Source organism: Delftia sp. SD018, assembly GCF_017355445.1.
GTDB classification, from domain to species: Bacteria; Pseudomonadota; Gammaproteobacteria; order Burkholderiales; family Burkholderiaceae_C; genus Comamonas; species Comamonas acidovorans.
On record NZ_JADDRN010000019.1, the window covers coordinates 41602 to 63832 of the forward strand.

Genomic DNA, 22231 nt, shown 5'->3' on the forward strand with positions numbered 1-22231 from the left:
TCCCGCTTACAGCGAGGTGGCCAGCATCTGCTCGTAGTCGTCGGCGCTGGCCAGGCGCGGGTTCGTGCCGTGGCAATGGTCCTTGAGCGCGCCGCCGATCACGGCTGCAAACTGGGCGCGCTCCACGCCCATGGCGGCCAGGCCCGTGGGCAGGCCCAGGCGGGCGTTCATGTCGCGTATGGCTTCAGGAATGTCGCTTCCCGAGTCCAGGCCCATGGCGTGGGCCATGCGCTGCAGGCGCTGTTCGGCGCGCACGCTCTCGGCCTCGGCATTGAAGCGCACCACGGCGGGCAGGAACATGGCGTTCAGCGTGCCATGGTGCAGGCGCGGGTTCACGCCGCCCAGGCTGTGGCTGAGGCTGTGCACGCAGCCCAGGCCTTTCTGGAAGGCCATGGCGCCCTGCATGCTGGCGCTCATCAGCTGGCGGCGCGCCTCGGCGTCCTGGCCGTTGCGCGTGGCGCGCTCGATGTGGGCCCAGCCGCGCGTGAGGCCATCGAGCGCAATGCCGTCGGCAGGCGGGTTGAAGGCCGCCGCCATGAAGGTCTCCATGCAATGGGCAATGGCGTCCATGCCCGTGGCGGCCGTCAGCATGGCGGGCAGGCCGTAGGTCAGTTCCGGGTCGCAGATGGCGGCACGGGGCACCAGGTGCCAGCTGTGAAAGCCCAGCTTGCGGTGGTCGTCCACGATGATGATGGCCCCGCGCGCTACCTCGCTGCCCGTGCCGCTGGTTGTGGGCACGGCAATCAGCGGGGCCACGCGCTCGCTGATGCGCGGCGAGCCGCCCTCGATGGTGGCGTAGTGCGACAGCGGCCCTTCGTGCGTGGCTGCAATCGCCACGCCCTTGGCGCAGTCGATGGCGCTGCCGCCGCCCACGGCGATCAGGCCGTCGCAGCGCTGCTCCTGGTAGATCGCGGCGGCCGCGCGCACGGCGGCCTCGGTGGGGTTGGAGGGCGTCTGGTCGAACACTGCATGCGGCATGCCGCCCAGCGCATCCAGCGCCTTTTGCAGCACGCCAGCGGCCTTGACGCCCTGGTCGGTGACGATCAGCGGCCGCGTGATGCCCACGCGCTCGCACTCCTGGCGCAACAGGCGCACGGCGCCGAAGTCAAACTGGATCTGGGTGACGTAGTTGATGAAGGCCATGGTCGGTGACTCGTTGCGGGCCGTTGCGGCCCATGGTGGGGATCAGGGGGAGTGCGCCGAATCTAGACCGCGCGTGCTGCACTGCAAACAAAACAAACCCTGAGAGGGCACCTGCGCGGTCACGGGGGCGACAGCACGGGCATGCACTGCCATCGCATGGCTGCCAGGGCCTTGTGCTCGCGGCACAATGCCTGCTGCGCCGTGCCTGCCGTGCCTGGTCGGCCGCACCTGGCCGGCTGCACCGAATTGCCTTGCCAGATAGTCGCTACCGAACCTGTCCCTGAACGTGCCCCAGACTGAATCCTCCTCCCATGCCACGCCGCTGCCGGCGTCCCTGACCCACCAGATGCGCGATGTGCTGCGCCGCATGGAGCGCGCCGCGCGCACGCCCCTGCACCAGCTGGGCGCCGAGGGCGCACGTGCCGCCTACGAGGCGGGGGCCGGCGTGCTCGAAATTCCCAAGCCGGTTCTGCCGCGTGTCGAGGATCTGCAGATTCCCGCGCGCGATGGCGCCTTGCTGCCCGCTCGGCTCTATGCGCCCGTGGAGCGCAGCCAGGCGCCGGCCACGGGCCTGCCCGTGCTGCTGTACCTGCACGGCGGCGGTTTCACCGTGGGCAGCGTGGCCACGCACGACGTGCTGTGCCGCCAGCTGGCCCATCTGTCGGGCGCCATGGTGGTCTCGCTGGACTACCGGCGCGCGCCAGAGCACAAATTCCCCACGGCCCACAACGACGCCTGGGACGCGCTGCAGTGGCTGGCCGCGCAGGCGGCCTCGCTGGGCGCCGACCCTGCGCGCCTGGCCGTGGGCGGCGACAGCGCGGGCGGCACGCTGGCCGCAGCCTGCGCCATCCATGCGCGCGACACCGGCCTCAAGCTGGCCCTGCAACTGCTGATCTACCCGGGCACGACGGCGAACCAGGACACCGACTCGCACCGCCGCTTCGCCCACGGGCTGGTGATCGACGAGCCGGCCATCACCTGGTTCTTCGCCCAGTACCTCAACAGCCCTGCCGACCGCGAGGACTGGCGCTTTGCCCCGCTGCTGACGCCTGACGTGGACGGCGTGGCCCCGGCCTGGATAGGCCTGGCCGAATGCGACCCGCTGGTGGATGAGGGCGTGGAATACGCCGACAAGCTGCGCATGTCCGGCGTGCCCGTGGACCTGGAGATCTACCGGGGCGTGACCCATGAATTCGTCAAGATGGGCCGTGCCATTGCCGAAGCGCGCCGTGCACATGCCGACATGGCGCGCGCCTTGAGCGACGCCTTCTCGGCCTGAAGGCCAAGACGCACCAAAACACACCAAGACACCCCAAGACAACAGGAGAGAAACACCCCCATGCAACGCCAAGATTTCCGCACGCTGCAACGCATCGAAGTGCGCTGGTCCGAAGTGGACGCCCAGAAGATCGTCTTCAACGCCCACTACCTGATGTATGCCGACGTGGCCGTCACCGACTACTGGCGCCAGCTGGGCCTGCCCTATGAATCGTCCTTCGCGGCCCTGGGCGGCGAGCTGTTCGTCAAGAAGGCCACCACCACCTACCACGCATCGGCCACGCTGGGCGACGTGCTGCATGTGGGCATACGCTGTGCCAGGCAGGGCAATACCTCGCTGCTGTTCGAGGCCGGCATCTTCCGGGGCATGGAACTGCTCAATACCGTGGAACTGGTCTATGTGTTTGCAGATGCCACCACGCGCCAGCCGCTGCCCGTGCCGCAGCAGCTGCGCGACGTGCTCACGGCCTATGAGGCCGGCCAGAGCGTGGTGCGCGTGGCATCGGGCAGCTGGAACGACCTGGGCCGCGACGCCGAGCGCCTGCGCCTGGCCGTGTTCGTTCACGAGCAGGGCGTGCCGCGCGAGATCGAGATCGACGAATTCGACCCCGTGGCCCGCCACGCCGTGGTCTACAACGGCCTGGGCCAGCCGATCGCCACCGGCCGCCTGGTCAGCGACAGCCCCGGCGCGGGCAGGATCGGCCGCATGGCCGTGGACCGCAGCGTGCGCGGCGGCCGCTGGGGCCGCATCGTGCTGGACAGCCTGGTCGAAGCCTCCCGCCAGCGCGGCGACCGCGAAGTCGTGCTGCATGCGCAGCGCCATGCCGAGTCGTTCTACCTGCGCGCCGGCTTCACGCCGGAAGGCGAGCCCTATGAAGAGGCCGGCATCCCCCACATCACCATGAGGAAAGTGCTCACCGCCTGAGCTGCAGGCAGCTCAGGCGGTGCAAGGCTCAAATCTCAAATGTCCTCGCGTAGCGCGTAGGGCAGGGGCTTGAGCTGCAGCGCCACGGCCTGTGCGGCATCGGCGCGCTGGCCTTCGCCCAGTGCGGCGTGGACCAGCAGGGGCTGGTCGGCCGAGCTGGTCTGCATGGAGACGATGGCGTCCCAGCCCCCGCCGGGCGCCGGGGCGGCCTGGACCACGGTGCCGGTGGCCTGCTCCAGGTCCTCGGGCGTGAAGACCTCCATGCCGGTGGCCAGCGGCTGCTGTGCATGGGCAAGGTAGGCGCGGCGCTTGAGCGTGCCCCGGAACTGGCTGCGGGCCACCACTTCCTGGCCTGGGTAGCAGCCCTTCTTGAAATTCACGCCTTCCACCGATTCGTAGTTGAGCATCTGCGGCACAAAGGCATCCACCACAGGCGCCGACAGCGTGGCAATGCCGCTGGCGACTTCGCTCCAGAGCCAGTCGGCCTCGCTGAGTGCAGGGCCTTCGGGCAGGGGCGCGCCCACGGGCGCCACGCGCAGGGCGCGCGGCTGGCCGGCGGCCGGGTACAGGGCGATCAGGCTGGCGTCGCCGTCATCGGTCTTGGTCCAGGGCACGGCTGCCGGGCCCAGGGCCTGCGCGGCGGCATCGCCAGCCAGCCCGTGCAGCGTGAATTCGGCCGTGGCGTCGCTGAGCTTGCACTTGGCGCGCAGCACGAACATGGACAGGCGCTTGAGCGTGGGCGCCAGCAGGCTGCGGTCGCACAGAAGCAGGATCTCGTCCTTGCTGCGCTTGAAGCCGATGAAGCTGGCCAGCATGCGGCCCTTGGCCGTGCAGAACGCCGCCAGACGCGCATGCTGCAGATCCAGCAGCGCGAAGTCGTTGGTCAGCTGTCCATGCAGGAACTGGGCGGCGTCTTCGCCGAGGGCGCGTATCACGCCGAGATGGGAAACGGAAGCAATGCCGTTCAGTAAAGGCTGGGTCATGGCTGAATTATGATCAGCCGCTCTATTGCTTGCTTGGACCGAGGTTGTGCGCTTTATCTTTCGCGCTTTGATGATGTTGCTGGTGCTGGCCGCCGTGCTGGCCGGTGCCGGCTGGTGGTGGCTGAACCAGCCGCTGCCGCTGGCCCAGCCCACGCTGGAGCTGGAGGTCGAGCCCGGCACCACGCCGCGTGGCGTGGCCCGCGAAGTGGTCAAGGCCGGCGTGCAGACCGATGCGCGGCTGCTGTACGCCTGGTTCCGCGTCTCGGGGCAGGACCGGCAGATCAAGGCCGGCAACTATGAGCTGACCACGGGCCTGACGCCCTATGTGCTGCTGCAAAAACTCGCGCGCGGCGAGGAATCGCTCAAGGCCCTGACCCTGGTGGAAGGCTGGAACTGGCGCCAGGTGCGCGCTGCCCTGGCCCGCGAGGAATTCCTGCGCCAGGAAAGCGCGGGCATGGACGATGCGGCCCTCATGCAGGCCCTGGGCCGCGCGGGCGTGGCGCCCGAGGGCCGCTTCTTCCCAGATACCTATACCTATGCCAAGGGCAGTTCCGACCTGGCCGTGCTGCGCCGCGCCCTGCACGCCATGGACCGGCGCCTGGCCGATGTCTGGGCGCTGCGCTCGGCCGACACGCCGCTCAAGACGCCCGACGAAGCGCTGATCCTGGCCAGCATCGTCGAGAAGGAAACCGGCCGCGCGGCCGACCGCGCACAGATTGCCGGTGTCTTCAGCAACCGCCTGCGCATCGGCATGCTGCTGCAGACCGATCCCACCGTGATCTATGGCCTGGGCGAGAAATTCGACGGCAACCTGCGCCGCCGCGACCTGCAGACCGATACTCCCTGGAACACCTACACCCGCGCGGGCCTGCCGCCCACGCCCATCGCCATGCCTGGCAAGGCCGCCCTCATGGCCGCCGTGCAGCCCGGACAGACCAAGGCGCTGTACTTTGTGGCGCGTGGCGACGGCACCAGCCATTTCAGTGCCTCGCTGGACGAGCACAACCGCGCCGTGAACCGCTACCAGCGCGGCCAGCAAAGCCCTGGGCAAAAGCCCTGAGATATTCCCCCAGGGCTGCTGCGCTTTGCGCAGCGCTTGCGTATCCTCTCTTTCCATATGACCACTGCAACTCCCGCCGGCCTGTTCATCAGCTTCGAAGGCATCGATGGCGCCGGCAAGTCCTCGCACATCGCGTCGCTGGCCCAGGCTTTCCGTGACCAGGGCCGCACGGTGACGCTCACCCGCGAGCCCGGCGGCACGCCGCTGGCCGAAAAGCTGCGCGCGCTGATGCTGCACGACGCCATGGACCCGCTGACCGAGGCCCTGATCGCCTTTGCCGCGCGACGCGACCACCTGGTGCAGGTGATCGAGCCCGCGCTGGCACGCGGCGAAGTCGTGCTCTGCGACCGCTTCACCGATGCCACCTTTGCCTACCAGGGTGCGGGCCGGGGCTTCGACCTGCAGCCGCTGGCCACGCTGGAGCGCATGGTGCAGACGGGCACCGCCCCCCAGCCCGATCTGCTGCGCGAGCCCCACCTCACGCTCTGGTTCGACCTGCCCGCCGAGGTGGCCGCCGAGCGCCTGGCCTCGGCCCGTGTCCCGGACCGCTTCGAGTCCGAGCCCGGCAGCTTTTTCGCACGCGTGGCCCAGGGCTATGCGGCGCGCGCTGCCGCCGCGCCCCAGCGCTTTGCGCGCATCGACTCCAACGCCAGCCGGCATGCGGTCTGGCAGCAGATCACCCAGGTCATGGTGCGCCGGGGCTGGCTGGCCATCATGGTCGGCGGACAGGCAGGTGCCGCATGAGCGAGGCCCTGCCACAACCGGCCGAGACCGACACCGCCTGGATCGCCGGGCAACGCACGCGCCTGCTGGCCCAGCGCGGCCACGCCTGGCTGCTGCAGGGGCCTTCCGGCCTGGGCCAGTACGCGCTGTCGCTGTCGCTGGTGCGCGCCTGGCTGTGCGAATCGCCGTCGCCCCAGGGGGCCTGCGGCCACTGCGGCAGCTGCCACGCCATCGATGTGCGCGCCCATGCCGACCTGTGCGTGCTCATGCCCGAGGTGCAGATGATGGCGCTGGGCTGGCCGCTGCCCGAGAAGGCCCAGGCCGACATCGATGACAAGAAACGCAAGCCCAGCAAGGAAATCCGTGTCGAGGCCATGCGCGACGCCGTGGAGTTCTGCCAGCGCACCAGCGCGCGCGGGCGCGGCAAGGCCGTGCTGGTCTACCCGGCCGAGCAGATGAACGCCATCACGGCCAATGCGCTGCTCAAGACGCTGGAGGAGCCGCCGGGCGATGCCCGCTTCGTGCTGGCCAGCGAGGCGGCCCACCAGCTGCTGCCCACCATCCGCAGCCGTTGCCTGACCCACACCATGGCCTGGCCCGATCAGCAAGAGGCCCTGGACTGGCTGCAGGGGCAGGGCGTGGCCCCGGAAGCGGCCGCCGTGGCGCTGCGCGCCGCAGGCGGGCGGCCCGGCGACGCGCTGGCATTGGCGCACAGCGGTGGCGGCAAGGACATGGCCGCATGGTCCCAGTTGCCGCGCGCGCTGGCCAAGGGCGATGTGGCGGCCCTGGCCGCCTATGCTCCGCCCCATGCCGTGGAGGCCTTGCAGAAGATCTGCCACGATCTGATGGCCCTGGCCGCAGGCGCCGCGCCGCGCTACTTCACGCCGGCCGACCTGCCTTCGCGGCCGCTGGACATGGGCCTGCTGGCCGAATGGTCACGCGCCCTGGCCCAGGCCGCGCGCACGGCGGACCACCCCTTCAACGCCGGGCTCATGACCGAAGCCCTGGCCGCCGAGGCCCGGCGCGTGCTCATGTCTGGCCAGCCTGCCCGCCAGCGCCGGGGATGAGGCGCGGGGAGCGGGGCGGCAGTGCAGCAGCGCAGCAGCGCGGCTGGGTGCTTTTCGCCACATGAAAGCCCGTCCTGTTAACCTACGGCCCTGGGCCCGGTGCCGATCGCGCCGGCCGCTCACCGAACCAATGTCTGCAAACCATCCATGAGCACCGCACCCACCACACCCCGTCCCAGCGTGATGCAACTGGCGATCAAGGAAAAGGCCGCGCTGTACGCCGCCTACATTCCCATGTTCGCCGAAGGGGGCGTTTTCGTGCCCACGCAGCGTGAGTACCGTCTTGGCGATGATGTCTACGTGCTGCTGACCCTGCCCGACGAGCCGCAGCGCTATCCCGTGGCCGGCCGCGTGGCGTGGATCACGCCCGCGCGCGCCTCGGGCAACCGCACGCAGGGCATAGGCATACAGTTCCCCAAGGACGAGAAGTCCGCCGAGCTCAAGGCCAAGATCGAGAACATCCTGGGCTCGGCCCTGGCCTCGGACAAGGCCACGCAGACGGTCTGAGTCCTGCGCCTGCCTCTGCCCGCATGCCGACACGGAGGAAATGCTCTCCGGTCGGCATGCCTGTTTCTGAACCACGAGATTCCATGTTTACCGATTCCCACTGCCATCTGAATTTCCCCGAGCTGCAAAGCCGCCTGCCCGAGATCCGCGAGGCCATGGCGGCCGCGCGCGTCACGCGTGCGCTGTGCATCTGCACCACGATGGAGGAATTCGGCGATGTGCACCAGCTGGCGCTGGACCACGACAATTTCTGGGCCACGGTGGGCGTGCACCCCGATACGGAACACATGACCGAGCCCAGCGTGGCCGACCTGGTCGAGCGCGCCGCCCTGGCGCGCGTGGTGGCCATCGGCGAAACGGGACTGGACTACTACGGCATGGAAGACCGCAAGGGCGGGCGCACGATTGCCGACCTGGAATGGCAGCGCGAGCGCTTTCGTGTGCACATCCGCGCGGCGCGCCAGACGCAAAAGCCCCTGGTCATCCACACGCGCAGCGCCTCTGATGACACGCTGGCCATCCTGCGCGAAGAAGGCGAGGACGGCTCGGCAGGCCAGGCTGGCGGCGTGTTCCACTGCTTCACCGAGACCATGGAGGTCGCGCGTGCGGCGCTGGACCTGGGCTACTACATCTCCATGTCGGGCATCGTCACCTTCAAGAACGCCCAGCACTTGCGCGACGTGGCCGCCTTCGTGCCGGCCGACCGCCTGCTGATCGAGACCGACAGCCCCTACCTGGCGCCCGTTCCCTATCGCGGCAAGACCAACAATCCGTCCTACGTGCCTTACGTGGCACAGCAGATTGCGCAGGTGCGCGGCATGGCCGTGGAGGACGTGGCGGCCCTGACCAGCGCCAACTTCGACCAGCTGTTCAAGGGGGTTGTCGCATGCGACTGAATGCTGCGGCCAGTGGCCGCGTGGGCCTGGGCGTGGACGTGCACCGGCGCCACTGGCTGGCCCAGGCCGGCCAGGCCGTGGTGGCCCTGGCCGCAGCCAGCGGCGGGCTGGCGCATGCCAGCCAGTACGACGACTACGTGCGCGCCATCATCAGCGACAACGAGCGCGCCATGGTCAACCTGATCTTTCGCGGCTTCGACCCCAACACCCGCGACACGCGCGGCCGCCCGGGCCTGGTAGCGGCCCTGCACCAGGGCTCGCTGGGCGTGTTCGACGTGCTGCTCAAATCCCCGGGCATCAAGGTCAATGAAGCCTCCCAGCAGGGCGAAACGCCGCTGATGATGGCCTGCATCAAAGGCCACCTGGACCTGGCCAAGGAACTCATACGCCGGGGCGCCGATGTCAACCGCCCCGGCTGGACACCGCTGCACTACGCCACCTCGGCCGACCTGCCCAAGACGCTGGACATCGTCAAGCTGCTGCTGGACAACAGCGCCTACATCGACGCCGACTCGCCCAACGGCACCACCCCGCTGATGCTGGCCGCCCAATACAGCAGCGAAGCCGTGGTGGACCTGCTGATCAAGGAGGGCGCCGACGTCGTCCTGCGCAACCAGCGCGGCTTCACCGCAGCCGACTTTGCCCGGCAGGTGGACCGCCAGTACATGGTGGACAAGCTTTCCAAGGCCATCAAGGCCGAACGCAAGACCCAGCCTTCGCGCGGAAGCTGGTAGCAGCAAGCCAGGCGAGTGGCACTGCCGGTGCCGCCGCTGTCCAGCTCAGGTTGTGTGATTCCTGCTCAATCGGGCGTACAGGCCGTCCCGCGCCAGCAGCTCGGCATGCGTGCCCTGCTCGGCAATGCGGCCGCGCTCCATCACCACCACGCGGTCGGCATGCTCGATGGTCGAGAGCCGGTGGGCGATGACCAGGGTCGTGCGGCCCTGCATCAGCCGCGTCAGCGCCTCCTGCACCAGGCGCTCGGATTCGTTGTCCAGGGCCGAAGTGGCCTCGTCCAGGATCAGGATGGGCGCATCCTTGTACAGCGCCCGTGCAATCGCCAGCCGTTGGCGCTGGCCCCCCGACAACTGGCTGGCGTTGTGGCCCACCACCGTCTGCAGACCGTTGGACAGGCCGCGCACATGGGAGCCCAGATTGGCGGCATCCAGTGCGGCCCACAGCTGGGCCTCGTCTTCCACTCCGCCCAGCGCCACGTTGGCGGCAATGGTGTCGTTGAACATCACCACATCCTGGCTGACCATGGCGAACTGCTGGCGCAGCGCGGCCAGATCCCATTCGGGCAGGGGCGTTCCGTCCAGCAGCAACTGGCCGCCCGTGGGCTGCAAAAAGCGTGGCAGCAGGTTCACCAGCGTGGTCTTGCCCGCGCCGGAGGGGCCGACCAGGGCCACCACCTCGCCCGGGCGCACGCGCAGGTTCACATGGCTCAGGGCGGGTGCCTTGTCCTCGCCAAACTGCACGGATACGTCGCGCAACTCGATCTCACCACGCGCCTTGCCGGGCACCTGCGTGCCGCCGGTCTCGTCGCCCGAGCCCTCCAGCAGATGCAGGCCCCGCTCCAGCGCTGCCACGCCACGCGTGATGGGGTTGGCGACATCGGCCAGGCGTCGGATGGGTGCAATCAGCATCAGCATGGCCGTGATGAAGGCCGCAAAGCTGCCCACGGTCACATCCTGCACATTGGCCGCAGCAGCGCCCGTGCCCCGGCTTTGCCACAGCGCAATGCAGATCACGGCCGACAGTGCGGCGGCGGCCAGCAACTGGGTCAGCGGCGTCATGGCCGCCGAGGCGATGGTGGCCTTGATGGCCAGCTTGCGCAGCTGCCCGCTCAGGCCGCCAAAGCGCTTTTGCTGGCCCTGTTGCGCGCCATGCAGGCGCACCATGCGGTGGGCCAGAACGTTCTCTTCCACCACATAGGCCAGGGAATCGGTGGCCTCCTGGCTGATCTTGGTGATGCGGTACAGGCGGCGCGACAGCGTCTTCATGATCCAGGCCACGCCCGGCACCACGGCCGCCACCACCAGTGTCAGCTGCCAGTTCAGATACAGCAGGTAGCCCAGCAGCGCCACCAGCGTGAAACCGTCGCGCGAGATGCCCAGCATGGCCTGCACCAGCAGCGTGGAGCCGGTCTGCACCTCATAGACCACGGTGTTGGACAGCGATGAGGCCGACTGGCGCGAGAACAGCGCCATATCGGCCGCCAGCAGCCGCTCGAACAGGCGCTTGCGCAGCGCCAGCATGCCCTCGTTGGCAATGCGCGCCAGCGCGTACTGGCCCACGAACTGCGACAGGCCCCGCACCAGGAACACGCCGATGATGGCCAGCGGCACCGACCACAGCGGCAGCGTGCCGTCGGTGAAGCCGCTGTCCAGCAGCGGCTGCAGCAGGGCAGGGATCAATGGCTCGGTGACCGCGCCCACCAGCGTGGCAGCCACGGCCAGCGTCCAGGCCAGGCGCTGGCCACCAAAGTAGGGTGACAGGCGCTTGAGGCGCTGCGACAGGGTCAGGGTGCTGGCGAGATCAAGGGCCGCCGGTGCGGCGGACGGCGCGGGGGCCGGCGGCGGTGAGGATGGTGCTTGCATGAAGCGCGGATTTTACGGCGGGCTTGCCTGGGACTGCCTCATGGGGAACTGATGCGGCTGGCGGGGATCGAGAAAGCCTGGGCCGACAGACCCTACAGTGCACGTTCTTACATCGTGACGCATCCAGTGTGTGTAACATTCGCACCTGTGCAAGTACCGGGGTCTTCCCGTAGATATTGATGAATGCCAATGACTATTGACCGACTCCTTTCTCCCTCCTCCCTGGCGGCCGTGCCGCGCACTTCGCGCCGAACCCTGCTGGCCGCTCTCGCCTCAACCCCCGCAATTCCCGCGCTGGCCCAGTTCCGCGTTGAAGTGACGGGCGTGGGCCTGACCCAGTTGCCCATCGCCATTGCAGCATTCAAGGGAGAAGGGCAGGCGCCCCAGAAGATCTCGGCCATCATCCAGGCTGACCTGGAGCGCAGTGGTCAATTCCGCGCCGTGGACACGGCCGGCGTGCAACTGGACGAAACCTCGCGCCCCGACGTTGCCATGTGGCGCCAAAAGAGCGCTGACTCGCTGGCCGTGGGCAGCATCACCCGCCTGGCCGATGGCCGCTACGACGTGCGCTTTCGCCTCTGGGACGTGGTCAAGGGCCAGGATCTGGGCGGCCAGGGCTTTGCCGTCACTACCGGCGACCTGCGCCTGGTGGCCCACCGCATCTCCGACTACATCTACGAAAAACTCACAGGCGAGAAAGGCGTGTTCTCCACGCGCATCGCCTATGTGACCAAGGCAGGCAGCAACTACCGCCTGTGGGTGGCCGATGCCGATGGCGAGAACGCCCAGTCGGCCCTCTCCAGCCCGGAACCCATCATCTCGCCCGCCTGGTCGCCCACCGGCACCCAGCTGGCCTACGTGTCCTTCGAATCGCGCAAGCCCGTGGTCTATGTGCACGATGTGGCCAGTGGCCGCCGCCGCCTGGTTGCCAACTTCCGTGGCTCCAACAGCGCACCTGCCTGGTCGCCTGACGGCAACTCCCTGGCCGTCACGCTCAGCCGCGATGGCGGCTCGCAGCTGTACCTGATCAGCGCCCAGGGCGGCGAGCCGCGCCGACTGATGCAAAGCAGCGGCATCGACACCGAGCCGAACTTCTCCAGCGATGGCCGCTCCATCTACTTCGTCAGCGACCGTGGCGGCGCCCCGCAGATCTACAAGGTGCCGGCCTCGGGCGGCAGTGCGGAACGCGTCACCTTCACCGGCAACTACAACATCTCGCCCAGCGTCAGCCCCGATGGAAAGTGGCTTGCCTACGTCTCGCGCGTGGGCGGCGGCTTCAAGCTCCACGTCATGGACCTGGGCACCGGCACCGTGAATGCCATCACCGACACCACGGCCGACGAAAGCCCCAGCTTCGCCCCGAACAGCCGCCTGATCGTCTACGCCACCCTGCAGCAGGGCCGCGAATCCCTGATGACCACCACGCTCGACGGCAAGATCAAGGCGCGGCTGGCAGGGCAGGGCGGTGACATCCGCGAGCCCGACTGGGGTCCGTTCCAGCGCCAGTGATATCCGGCTTCCCCGATTTCTTTTCAGTCAACCAGTCAACTCAGCACGAAGTCCACCCGGACATACGGAGATTTTTCATGATCACCATCAAACGACTTTCCCTGGCACTTGCAGTCACCGCACTCATGGCAGGTTGCAGCTCGGGCGTCAAGCTTGACGAAACCCCGGTCACCGACGCGGGCGCCACCAGCACGGGCCAGGGCAGCGGCGCCGGCACCGGCAGCACCTCGCAAAGCGGCATCTCGGGCGTGGACCTGACCGGCTCGGCCGCCGACAAGGCAGGTCCCCAGGGCGTCAGCCGCGTCGTCTACTTCGACTTCGACAGCTACGTCGTCAAGGCCGATGCCCAGCCCCAGATCGAAGCCCACGCACGCTTCCTGAAGGCATCTTCCGCTCGCAAGGTCCAGATCGAAGGCCACACCGACGAGCGCGGCGGCCGCGAATACAACCTGGCCCTGGGCCAAAAGCGCGCCGAAGCCGTGCGCCGCTCGCTGGGCCTGCTGGGCGTCAGCGATGCGCAGATGGAAGCCGTGAGCTACGGCAAGGAAAAGCCTGCCTCCGAAGGCCATTCCGAAGACGCCTACGCGCAAAACCGCCGCGCTGAACTGTCCTACCGTTGATGAACATGCAGCGCTCCCCGATCCTGCATCGCACCGCGCTGCGCACGCTGCTGGCGGCCGGCCTGATGGCCGGCTACGCTGCCAGCGGCCATGCCGCACTGTTCGGCGATGACGAGGCGCGCCGCGCCATCCTGGAAATGCGCCAGCGCGTCGACAGCATGCAGCAGTCGCAGCAGCGCATGACCGAGGAAAGCTCGCAAACGCGCCGTGGCCTGCTCGAACTGCAGTCGCAGATTGAGCAGCTCAAGTCCGAGCAAGCCAAGCTGCGCGGCCAGAACGAGCAACTGCTGCGCGATGTGGCCGAGCTGCAGCGCGGCCAGCGCGACATCGCCAAGGGCGTGGACGAGCGCCTGCGCCAGTTCGAGCCCGTCACGGTGACGGTAGACGGCCAGGAATTCGCAGCCGACCCGGCAGAGAAGCGCGATTTCGAAGCCGCCCTGGCGCAGTTCCGCGCAGGCAGCTTTGCCGAAGCCGGCACGGCGTTCTCGTCCTTCCTGAACCAGTGGCCCAAGAGTGGCTACGTGCCCTCGGCACGCTTTTGGCTGGGCAACGCGCAGTACGCCAATCGCAACTACAAGGACGCGATCACCAACTTCCGCGCGCTGCTGGCAGCAGCCCCCATGCACGGCCGGGCGCCGGAGGCGGCACTGTCCATCGCCAACTGCCAGATCGAGATGAAGGACACCAAGGGCGCGCGCAAGACGCTGGAAGACCTGATCAAGGCCTATCCCAACGCCGAAGCCACGGCTGCGGCCAAGAACCGTCTCGCCAGCCTCAAGTGATGAACGACACGGGCTCTTCATCCCTCCCGGAAGAAGACAAGACAGCGCCTGAAGCAGGCGCTGTTTTTTCTGATGCCGACCTGCAGCGCCGCTTCGGCGGCCTGGAGCGCCTGTATGGCGTGCCGGGCGCCGCTCGCATCCGCGCCGCGCACGTCGTCGTGGTGGGCATCGGCGGCGTGGGCTCCTGGACCGCCGAGGCGCTGGCGCGCAGCGGTGTGGGCGAGCTCACCCTCATCGACATGGACCATGTCGCCGAGTCCAACATCAACCGCCAGATCCACGCGCTCTCCACCACCGTGGGCCAAGCCAAGATCGAGGCCATGCGCGAGCGCATCGCCCAGATCAACCCCGCCTGCCGCGTGCACTGCATCGACGACTTCGTTGACCCGGACAACTGGCTGCGCCTGCTGCCCCAGGACGCTGACGCCGTCATCGACGCCTGCGACCAGGTCAAGGCCAAGACCGCCATGGCTGCCCATGCGCGCGCCACGCGGCAGTGCTTCATCTCCGTGGGTGCAGCGGGCGGCAAGCGCCTGGCTCACAAGGTCGATATCGACGACCTCAGCGCCACCACGCACGACCCGCTGCTGGCCCAACTGCGCTACCGCCTGCGCCGCGAGCACGGCGCACCCAAGGAAGGCAAGCGCATCGGCATCGCCTGCGTCTTCAGCCGCGAGGCCGTCGCCCCGCCCGATGCCTCTTGCGCCATCGAAGGCGACGGCACGCTCAACTGCCACGGCTACGGCTCGGTTGTGGCCGTCACGGCCACCTTCGGCCAGTGCGCCGCAGGCTGGGTCATCGATCAACTGAGCCGCATCAAGAATTGAAGCGTAAATTTTGGTGCTAGAATCTATGTCTTCGCTAAGCAGCATCTGATGCATGCAAAGCGTGGTTCGGGTCTTTAGCTCAGTCGGTAGAGCAGCGGACTTTTAATCCGTTGGTCGCGAGTTCGAATCTCGCAGGACCCACCAACAAACACGCGGAAGCCGCGCTATCGTAAAGGTAGCGCGGCTTTTGTTTTATTCCCAATTTGGGAATAGAGGTCAGCCCAGGGACTGCCGTTTTGAGACCTTCGAGCGGTCGTAGACGCGGGCCGTGGTGGCCGAGCTGGCGTGAAGCTCGGGCAGGGCGCCATACCGTGCCTTGTGCTGGGTCGTGTAGTAGGCCCGCAGGTCATGGAAGGTGAAGCGCCGGCAGATCACCTTGGTCTCCAGGGCCTCGACCATGGCCCGCTGCCAGCCTGTGGTGAAGCCCGATTCCGTGAGCGGGCTGCCGTGCTGGTTGATGAAGACGTGCAGCGATGTCTCGGGGCGTGGCAGTTGCAGCAGCCTCTTGGCCAAGTCCAGCGTGGCCGGACCCATGGCGATGTTCTCCGCCCGCTTCGTGCCGCCGTGCTGCTTGGCGCGCATCAGCCGGATCTCGCCGGCCTGCATATCAATCTGCGACACCTGCAGGGCCAGGAACTCCACGCGGCGCGAGCCAGCCAAGGCGGCAAACTCCGCCATCAGGGCCAGGGTCTTGCGCGCTGGGCTACCGGCCTCCAGCCAGTCCAGGAAGGCTCGCAGCTCGGCCGGCTCCGGCGCTTCCGTCCGGGCTCGCTCGCTGTTCTTCTTGACCTGCTTGCACGGGTTGGCGTCGATCAGCCCGCGCTCGATGGCCACGTTCATCAGGTTGGAGAGCAGGGCGATTTCTCGATTGCCCCGCACGGGTGCGTCTGCACGCTCCACGCGCAGGAACCTGGCGATGTCTGTAGGGCGCACCGCGGCGGCTGGCACCTCGCCCATGACCTCGATGAGCTTCAGGCTGTAGGACTCGTAGTCCTTCTTCGTGCGCTCCGCTAAGGCCGTCCAGCGGGCGGTCTTCTGGTACAGGTCCCAGAGCTCGCGGATCGTGCCTTGCAAGTTTGGGACGTGATTCATCTCCAGCACGGCCTGTATGGCCGCTGTGCGGTCGGTGCCCAGGTTGATGGGCTTGCCACCCACCGGGTGGTATCGGTAGGTGACAAGCCCGTTCTTGCGCGGCCGAGCCTCCATCCGGGGCAGAAGGCCGAAGCCTGATGCTCGCTCTCTTCTGCGACCCATCACTTACTCCAGTTGAAGCCGCGCCGAGCCGGTGAGGGCGCTTTGTTGTTAAGCCTCTCTTCAACGATGGTGCGACCAACCAGCGGAAGGCCGTCGGGGCGGACACCGGCAACGGCAATGCCGAGTACTCGCTCGATGTAGCGGCGCTGGGCGAAGCGCTGCTTCAGGGGCTTGCACAGGCCGTTTATCTCGTCCTCGGTCAGGTAAGGACTCAAGACTGGTGATTCAGCTGTCATGTAGCTGGCCCTCCTGTGCTTCTCTTGCGCGGGGTAGAGGCCGCGCTAGCCTTCTTCTTGGCGGCTGCCTTTGCCTTAAGGGCCTTCACATCCATGCCGGCATCACGCATCCACTTGGGGACTATGCCCATGCTCAGCATTGCCTTGTCCAGATTGGATCTGGGCTCAGGGTCCGAGGCTTTCAGCCGGATGGTCGGCATCGGGCCAGGGATTCTGGTCTCGAGCTTGACTTGGGTAATTCGGTGCGATTCCTTGAACGCCACAACATCGGCTTCGTTGAACACGATTCGGCGCCCGATCCGATAGCAGGGGATTGGTCCATAAGGGGCGGCCAAAGCGTAGAGCCCCCGAGAGGATATGCCGAGGATGGCTGCAGCTTGCTTAGCGTTCATGAGAAAACTCCTTGCTGTGTGGTCTGACGACGAAGGGGTTCCCAAGCCTTCACGAGGAGAGCGCGTACGTTGTGCGATGACCCGTCTTGGCGCGTGAAGCGGGGGCGTTTTTCATTTTGCTCTGCCATGTTGATTGCTAGTTTGGGCAGGCGTTGTGCCAGCCGTATTGATCGCCGCGCTTGTTCTCTCCTGTCATGCCATCTGCCAGGCTGCCGATGGTGGCTGTCAGCACACGGGCTGCGTCAAGCGCTTCCCTGATTTCTTTGATGTCTGCGCTGCGGCCTGCACCATCCACCACATCCAGCAGGATGCTGGCCTGCAAGGCGATAGCGTCAAGAACGTGGTGCTCTTTGGTTTCCCCCTGAGCGGAGGCTGGTCCCGGATCTCGTGGAGGCGCATAGACAGCCTGCTGTCCCGCCTGCAGCGCCCTGAGAGCCGAGGAATCTCCCGCAAGTCGAGAAGACCGGAAGGCACCGGACAGATCGACTGCCAGTGGCAGAGCTTCTCTAAGCAGGCAGTGCGCAGCGTTGATGGGGTCACTGCCATCAGTCTCTGCAGCGCTCAGCGCCTTTTTTGCCACGTCCAAGCTGTCGGCGATCATGGCCAGAAGCTCGCCCATGGCCGGCCTCGGGCCGTCCCCCATCCACGTTCCGTCGGTTCTGTTCACGTCCATCAGTAGAGCATCAGCCGTGTCAATGGCTTCATGGCCAGGGATGCGTGGCAACAGATCCGCAAGAGGCAAGATCAGGTTATGCACGCGCCGTGCCACGTCGCGTGCCAAGGCTTCATGCTCTTGGAGGATGTCGGGCTTCGCGACTTCGATGCATGGTGCTTCAACCATGGCGGCACCTCGTTTTGCTGACTGGCTTGAACACCTCCAGCACGCGGCCGAAGACGGTGATGGAGTTGAGGATCTCGGGCGTGCATTTGCCCCACTGCAGCGCATCAAGCCCGCGGGGATCAGCGATTTCAAGGGAGCCGTCCAGACGGTGGTGGAATCGCCTCACGCCAAACCATTGATGGCCCTGGCCGTAGTAGAAGGCGATCAGGTAGTCCGAGTCGCAGGTAATGCGGCGCGCATCGAAATCCACGCTGATCACGTCGCCCGCTTCGATGATGTGGCCGAACAGGCAGTTATGGGTGAGCAGGATGTGCCGACCGAACATTCCTGCAGCCTGGGCAGGGTGCTCCAGTTGGTCCACAGCCGTCGCCGGCATGACGGGCCTTATGCGCTGCTGGCGAGCTGGCGCCTTGCGAACTGCGACGGCGCTCATGGCTTTGCCTTTTTCCTGGCAATGCGCTGCATGTGGAACTCAACATATTCCTGGCCTTTCCTGTCGAGGCTCGCATAAACCGGGTGTTGGTGCAGAGTGTCGGCGGGCGTCATCACCTGGCGGCCAGTCTCATCCTGCACTGCCAGCATTTCAGCCTTCTCGCCCTCTCCAAACCAAGTGCCGATGTGTTGAATTCGGCCAATCATCGTATCGAGCAGCTCAGGCTCGGAGCGGGCCAGAGGCTTGGCGTCCATCACATTGATCTTGGCAATGAACGCATCTGGGAATTGCGACTTCAATGTGTCCAAGACCTTGGCAGCGTCTTGCCAGGATTCGTGACGAAACGCGAGGCGGGATCCGCGAGACGTCCAGACCTCGAATCGATGATCTGAGCCATTTCCCGAGGCCAGTTGCAGCCAGTCTTCCAGCGTCCGGATCTTGTCCTGGAACTCCCGTTCAATGGCGGCCATCCGGCCTTGATCCTTCAGCCGGCCCACAGCCCAATCAGGCAGGGGCGGAAGTGGATCAGGGACGATACTGGCGCAGTAGCTGTTCGTCTCCAACACACCGAGAATGAGGCATTCCCAGTGAGATGCGATCTCCTTGATGCGATCCAACAGGTCCAGCGCATCGACAGGCTCAGGCAGGGCTGGCGCTGCGCGGCGGTTCGGAGGAGTGGGGCGGGGGTTGCGGCCGGTCTTGGGGTTGATTCCGGCGTGGGTTTCCCCTGCCGCGCGAGGCGTGGCATCATTCGTCATGGTCTAAATTCCTGGCTAAGGGTTTTTGATCAAGAGCTCTGCGCAGTTGGAGCTGTGCAGGTTTCGGGCGAGGGCTAGCAGTTGGAGCTGCTGGCCCTTTGCTTTTTGGGCGGGAGGTGCTTGTTGATACTGCATAGGGTTGATGGCTTGGTTTGTGGGTGTCAACGATGCCCGTGATCCCGGTTCATTTAACTGGCAGCTTGAGATTTGCAGATTTGCAACACTCTTCAATGAGATTGGAGCGTTGCTCACGCCAGGGCTGCCTGGGGTTGCGAAGCTGGCTGCAGGGGTACGCCAGCGGGCTTCTTGTCGCGCTTCGGTTTCGGCGCGGTGCGCTGGGCCATCGCTACCTCGACCAAGGGGCGGATCAGCTCGACCACGCTTGCATACCAAGCGGGGCGGTAGCCAGAGTGCTGATGCTCTACAGCCTGATAGGGGACCAGCGCGCCGTACTCTTTGCCCAGTTCCGTCACCACCCATTTGCTGCGAGGCTGGCCCTTGCCGTTCGTCCAGCGCTCTTTCGTCTGGAAGCTCAGCTGCTCCAGCGCGTTGTTGACCTGTTCTGAGGTCGCTCCGGCACCGATGAGCACTGCCAGTTCCTTCGGCGTCGTGCGCGGGTTGTCCGTGGCGGCCGTAGTGGTCAGTAGGTTCGTGTAATCCAGGCCCGTGACGGCCTTCACTTCCTTCGCTGCGATGACCTTTGCCATGCCGTCATCCACGCCCAGCAGTTTGCAGATCTTGAGCTGTGCGCCAGTGATCGCCGCGGCTTCGCGGTAGCGCATTGAGGCGCCGGCGGGCTTGCTGAGGGCCGGCTTAGGCAGCGCGGCGGCCTGTTCCAGCTCCTCCAGGCGGGAGATGATGCGGTTGCGCAGGTGGATGTCATAGCCAGATGCGAGGGTCAGGGTCAGATTGCGGTTCAGCTCCACCGAAGACAGATAGCCGCAGCTCTCGTAGTGCAGCGTAAAGCATTGATTTTGTTCATGATCCAGAACGGGAGCATCTTCAAATGCCCCTTTGAACAAAGCTTCCACGTTGTCGCGGATGAACTGCCCGCGCTGGCTGGCCTTGTTGGCCGGGATGACGCTATCGACGTGCGCTCCCCCAAACAAGGTCAGAAGCATCACGCGCGTGTCACGGAGCACATGGCCGTGATTCTTGTCCGCGATGCTGGCAATTTCCTTGGTGTCCATCTTGCTGGGGATAGCGTTGACTTTGATGATGTTGCCCATTGGTTACGGTTCCTTTGCGGTGATTAACTATGCCAAATTTTTGAAAAAATTGCGCGTCACGATAAAGCTACTCATAAAGCACTTTTGAGTAACTCAAAAGTTGCTGAGGCGACTTTTAATTGGATAACTACGATGTACTTTTTGGTTATTTCCGGTATGCGATGAATGGTTTGTTGACCTTCATCTTGTGTTAGTCATGTATTCTTTCTGAATGGGTTCGAAGCGGATGTCGTAGCCAAAAACATCAATCCTTGTAGTTCCGTTGCGCTATCAAGCGCGGCTTCAAAGCCCCTTTTTTGAACGTTGCTCTCAGGGCTGGATGAGTCCAGCGTTGTAGGTTTGTGCTTAGCTCCTTGAAAATCCGGAAAAGAGATTTGGATATTCACATGGTCAATGCGCTTGGCCGGCTGGACGAGTTGAAACGGCAGCATGATCGGCGCACGGCTTTCAAGTCCTGACCCCTCATTTGCTGATTCAGTTCTGAGCCATGGCCCTGTTAGATCGGAAATCATGCCCAACCCCCGGCGAACAGATTGCGAATGATGTCTGGGCTTTCGGCGCGGTTGGTGGCGTCGCGTTCCTCCAGGTGCTCGAACACCGCCAGGGCCTCGAACTTGCTGCGAGGTTACGGGTGCTGGCATCTGGGATGCGCGGTGGTTGCGCCAGAGCAGGCCCACAGCCCAGGCCATTGACTGCAGCAGGGTTCCACCAGCGCGACAGCGCAAGGCGACAAGACGGAACAGGCATGCGGCCTGGTTCATGAGGCGCTCCTTTTGATGGAGATGGGGAGGGCCTGGAACGCGGCGCCCGCGTCAATCTCGGTCTGGATGGTTTGTTCGCGCTCGTCGTAGGGCATGCCGGCTGCTGCCAGTTGCTCGCGCCGGGCGGCGGCGTAGTCAATGCGGATGCGCTCGCGGTCTTCGATCTGGCCGTTGCCGCCGAAGCCGCAATGCGAGCACATGCAGGGCACGCCCTTGGCTCGAAGCTCACGGCCCTGCCGCTCGGCGGCGCGGACTTGATGGGGCTGCAGGCCGTTGGCGCGGCAGATGCGACGGATCCAGCCTTCAGTGAGGCTGTTGTGCCCGTGGCGCGCGTCTTGGCGGACCTGCAAGAGCGCGTCCGTCTTGTTGAGCGTGATCTCTTCCAAGAGATAGCGGGAGAAGGGCTGCATCAATCACTCCAACAGGTTGAGGAATGGATGCCTGCGGCATCCCTTCGCAACACCTCGCTGCCGGGACTTCATCCCTGGACCTGCCCTCTGCATCCTGGTGGGCTTACCGGCTTCGTATCGCTTGCCGAGATCTGTTCGCTTTGCGTGTGCGATGGATGCATCTTATAACTTAAGTTATTTATTCGTCAATACTCTTGGTTATGTGATGTTCCAAAAAGATGCTCTATCCCTCAAGCCCTCTGCAACATGGCGATGTGAAGGGCGCTAGAACGTCTAGCGATAGGAGTTAGAAATGACGGCGCAGCGTCCGACCTTTGCTTCCCAGGGTCGATGGATACATTGGAGGATCACTCGGGAGACACCCATGCACCATCTCGACACCATCGATGGAATCATTGCGCTCGCGGAGACAGGCCCTGGCGTTGAGCCAGGCGAGGCGCTCAACGTACTGGCTAGGATCATCAGCGACATGGATCCCCAGGAGGCCCACTACAAGGAGCGGGTGGCTGGCTTGGTACTCGTTGGGGCGACACTGTGGCGCACGTCCATCGCGGCAGGCGACACGAGCATTGATGCTGCCCTTTGGCGGGCTTAGAGCCCCAACAAAAAGCCCCGGCATTCGGGGCTTTGGCATCCACAGTGGCGATGGTTACCTTTGTGAGAAGTACCTCTTCCGCACGCCATCAACCGTCTGGTTGCACAGATTCTGCGTCGCAAGAGTGATCTCGGGGACGTGGATGCAGACCCCTGGCGAATGCCGAAAAGAATCAGCCTTCACTTCGTCGAAGTACTGCACTTCGCCGTCGGCGAGTTTGACGGTGTAGCGCGTCTTGTACTGCTGTACTGGGGCCGAGTCGGCCGCTGATCCAAGCATCGCCCCCAAGATTCCTACTGCCAAGTTCGCTCCAACTGAGTAGCTGTTGCCGCGCAAGGATCGATCAATGTACGCGGCGCTTGCCACAGCCCCGCCGAGAGCTGCGCCGCCAGAAGTGCCTGGTGT

25 protein-coding genes and 1 tRNA gene are annotated in these 22231 nt (G+C 65.5%); 14 read left to right on the forward strand and 12 right to left on the reverse strand.

Annotated elements, in window-relative coordinates:
• Positions 1 to 6 precede the first annotated feature (6 nt).
• A complete protein-coding gene (locus INR38_RS18690; RefSeq protein ID WP_012205221.1) occupies positions 7 to 1143 on the reverse strand; it encodes an iron-containing alcohol dehydrogenase in 1137 nt (378 codons plus the stop codon).
• A gap of 274 nt (positions 1144 to 1417) precedes the next feature.
• Here INR38_RS18690 and INR38_RS18695 point away from each other — a divergent pair, with 274 nt between their 5' ends.
• Both INR38_RS18695 and INR38_RS18700 read left to right on the forward strand, forming a co-directional pair.
• Complete coding sequence (locus INR38_RS18695; RefSeq protein WP_242699126.1) at positions 1418 to 2422, forward strand: alpha/beta hydrolase; 1005 nt, start codon at positions 1418 to 1420, stop codon at positions 2420 to 2422.
• A gap of 60 nt (positions 2423 to 2482) precedes the next feature.
• On the forward strand, positions 2483 to 3346 hold the full coding sequence (locus INR38_RS18700; RefSeq protein ID WP_063326323.1) for a YbgC/FadM family acyl-CoA thioesterase: 864 nt from the start codon (positions 2483 to 2485) through the stop codon (positions 3344 to 3346).
• Positions 3347 to 3381: 35 nt separating this feature from the next.
• Here INR38_RS18700 and INR38_RS18705 read toward each other — a convergent pair whose 3' ends face one another.
• Positions 3382 to 4329, reverse strand: a complete 948-nt coding sequence (locus tag INR38_RS18705; protein WP_207442698.1) for a folate-binding protein YgfZ — start codon at positions 4327 to 4329, stop codon at positions 3382 to 3384.
• Positions 4330 to 4375: 46 nt separating this feature from the next.
• Between INR38_RS18705 and mltG the strand changes: the two genes are divergently transcribed.
• The 6 genes from mltG to INR38_RS18735 all read left to right on the forward strand — a co-directional run bounded on the left by mltG (position 4376) and on the right by INR38_RS18735 (position 9316).
• A complete protein-coding gene (gene mltG, locus INR38_RS18710; RefSeq protein ID WP_080736847.1) occupies positions 4376 to 5389 on the forward strand; it encodes an endolytic transglycosylase MltG in 1014 nt (337 codons plus the stop codon).
• Between the two features lie 57 nt (positions 5390 to 5446).
• Entirely contained in the window at positions 5447 to 6133 is a 687-nt protein-coding gene (tmk, locus tag INR38_RS18715) for a dTMP kinase (RefSeq protein ID WP_012205226.1), read from the forward strand.
• Entirely contained in the window at positions 6130 to 7179 is a 1050-nt protein-coding gene (locus tag INR38_RS18720; RefSeq protein WP_123691283.1) for a DNA polymerase III subunit delta', read from the forward strand. The genes tmk and INR38_RS18720 overlap by 4 nt, the downstream gene beginning before the upstream one ends.
• Before the next feature lie 147 nt (positions 7180 to 7326).
• Positions 7327 to 7686, forward strand: a complete 360-nt coding sequence (locus INR38_RS18725) for a PilZ domain-containing protein (RefSeq protein WP_012205228.1) — start codon at positions 7327 to 7329, stop codon at positions 7684 to 7686.
• Between the two features lie 83 nt (positions 7687 to 7769).
• Entirely contained in the window at positions 7770 to 8582 is an 813-nt protein-coding gene (locus INR38_RS18730) for a TatD family hydrolase (protein ID WP_034392844.1), read from the forward strand.
• Positions 8573 to 9316 carry an ankyrin repeat domain-containing protein gene (locus INR38_RS18735; protein ID WP_207442697.1) on the forward strand — a complete coding sequence of 248 codons (744 nt, stop codon included), beginning with the start codon at positions 8573 to 8575 and terminating at the stop codon, positions 9314 to 9316. The genes INR38_RS18730 and INR38_RS18735 overlap by 10 nt, the downstream gene beginning before the upstream one ends.
• Positions 9317 to 9361: 45 nt before the next feature.
• On the opposite strand, the gene msbA is transcribed toward INR38_RS18735, so the two are convergent.
• Positions 9362 to 11179 carry a lipid A export permease/ATP-binding protein MsbA gene (gene msbA / locus INR38_RS18740; RefSeq protein ID WP_043820903.1) on the reverse strand — a complete coding sequence of 606 codons (1818 nt, stop codon included), beginning with the start codon at positions 11177 to 11179 and terminating at the stop codon, positions 9362 to 9364.
• A gap of 189 nt (positions 11180 to 11368) precedes the next feature.
• On the opposite strand from msbA, the gene tolB reads away from it, so the two are divergent.
• The 5 genes from tolB to INR38_RS18765 all read left to right on the forward strand — a co-directional run bounded on the left by tolB (position 11369) and on the right by INR38_RS18765 (position 15061).
• A complete protein-coding gene (gene tolB, locus INR38_RS18745) occupies positions 11369 to 12688 on the forward strand; it encodes a Tol-Pal system beta propeller repeat protein TolB (RefSeq protein WP_013802697.1) in 1320 nt (439 codons plus the stop codon).
• A gap of 77 nt (positions 12689 to 12765) precedes the next feature.
• Positions 12766 to 13308: a peptidoglycan-associated lipoprotein Pal gene (gene pal, locus INR38_RS18750; RefSeq protein WP_013802696.1), complete on the forward strand. Its 543-nt coding sequence runs from the start codon at positions 12766 to 12768 to the stop codon at positions 13306 to 13308.
• On the forward strand, positions 13308 to 14090 hold the full coding sequence (gene ybgF, locus INR38_RS18755) for a tol-pal system protein YbgF (protein ID WP_012205234.1): 783 nt from the start codon (positions 13308 to 13310) through the stop codon (positions 14088 to 14090). Before pal ends, ybgF begins: the two co-directional genes overlap by 1 nt.
• On the forward strand, positions 14090 to 14917 hold the full coding sequence (locus INR38_RS18760) for a tRNA threonylcarbamoyladenosine dehydratase (RefSeq protein WP_207442696.1): 828 nt from the start codon (positions 14090 to 14092) through the stop codon (positions 14915 to 14917). Before ybgF ends, INR38_RS18760 begins: the two co-directional genes overlap by 1 nt.
• A gap of 68 nt (positions 14918 to 14985) precedes the next feature.
• Positions 14986 to 15061 (forward strand) — tRNA-Lys (locus INR38_RS18765).
• Positions 15062 to 15133: 72 nt separating this feature from the next.
• Here INR38_RS18765 and INR38_RS18770 read toward each other — a convergent pair.
• The 9 genes from INR38_RS18770 to INR38_RS18810 all read right to left on the reverse strand — a co-directional run bounded on the left by INR38_RS18770 (position 15134) and on the right by INR38_RS18810 (position 21231).
• The gene (locus INR38_RS18770) at positions 15134 to 16072 is read right to left on the reverse strand and encodes a tyrosine-type recombinase/integrase (RefSeq protein WP_347566761.1); all 939 of its coding nucleotides are present in this window, start codon (positions 16070 to 16072) and stop codon (positions 15134 to 15136) included.
• Between the two features lie 98 nt (positions 16073 to 16170).
• The gene (locus tag INR38_RS18775) at positions 16171 to 16407 is read right to left on the reverse strand and encodes a hypothetical protein (protein ID WP_207442694.1); all 237 of its coding nucleotides are present in this window, start codon (positions 16405 to 16407) and stop codon (positions 16171 to 16173) included.
• Positions 16404 to 16799, reverse strand: coding sequence for a helix-turn-helix domain-containing protein (locus INR38_RS18780; RefSeq protein WP_099751051.1), 396 nt, complete (start codon positions 16797 to 16799; stop codon positions 16404 to 16406). The genes INR38_RS18775 and INR38_RS18780 overlap by 4 nt, the downstream gene beginning before the upstream one ends.
• Positions 16800 to 16935: 136 nt before the next feature.
• Positions 16936 to 17640, reverse strand: coding sequence for a hypothetical protein (locus INR38_RS18785; protein WP_207442693.1), 705 nt, complete (start codon positions 17638 to 17640; stop codon positions 16936 to 16938).
• Positions 17633 to 18073, reverse strand: a complete 441-nt coding sequence (locus INR38_RS18790) for a hypothetical protein (RefSeq protein ID WP_207442692.1) — start codon at positions 18071 to 18073, stop codon at positions 17633 to 17635. The genes INR38_RS18785 and INR38_RS18790 overlap by 8 nt, the downstream gene beginning before the upstream one ends.
• Positions 18070 to 18831 (reverse strand): hypothetical protein, encoded by a 762-nt coding sequence (locus tag INR38_RS18795; RefSeq protein ID WP_207442691.1) that lies wholly within the window; start codon positions 18829 to 18831, stop codon positions 18070 to 18072. The genes INR38_RS18790 and INR38_RS18795 overlap by 4 nt, the downstream gene beginning before the upstream one ends.
• 248 nt (positions 18832 to 19079) lie before the next feature.
• Positions 19080 to 20060 carry a hypothetical protein gene (locus INR38_RS18800; RefSeq protein ID WP_207442690.1) on the reverse strand — a complete coding sequence of 327 codons (981 nt, stop codon included), beginning with the start codon at positions 20058 to 20060 and terminating at the stop codon, positions 19080 to 19082.
• Between the two features lie 194 nt (positions 20061 to 20254).
• Positions 20255 to 20821 (reverse strand): hypothetical protein, encoded by a 567-nt coding sequence (locus INR38_RS18805; RefSeq protein ID WP_207442719.1) that lies wholly within the window; start codon positions 20819 to 20821, stop codon positions 20255 to 20257.
• Positions 20818 to 21231 carry a hypothetical protein gene (locus tag INR38_RS18810; protein ID WP_230590775.1) on the reverse strand — a complete coding sequence of 138 codons (414 nt, stop codon included), beginning with the start codon at positions 21229 to 21231 and terminating at the stop codon, positions 20818 to 20820. The genes INR38_RS18805 and INR38_RS18810 overlap by 4 nt, the downstream gene beginning before the upstream one ends.
• Positions 21232 to 21595: 364 nt before the next feature.
• Between INR38_RS18810 and INR38_RS18815 the strand changes: the two genes are divergently transcribed.
• The gene (locus INR38_RS18815) at positions 21596 to 21826 is read left to right on the forward strand and encodes a hypothetical protein (protein WP_034392866.1); all 231 of its coding nucleotides are present in this window, start codon (positions 21596 to 21598) and stop codon (positions 21824 to 21826) included.
• Positions 21827 to 22231: the final 405 nt, after the last annotated feature.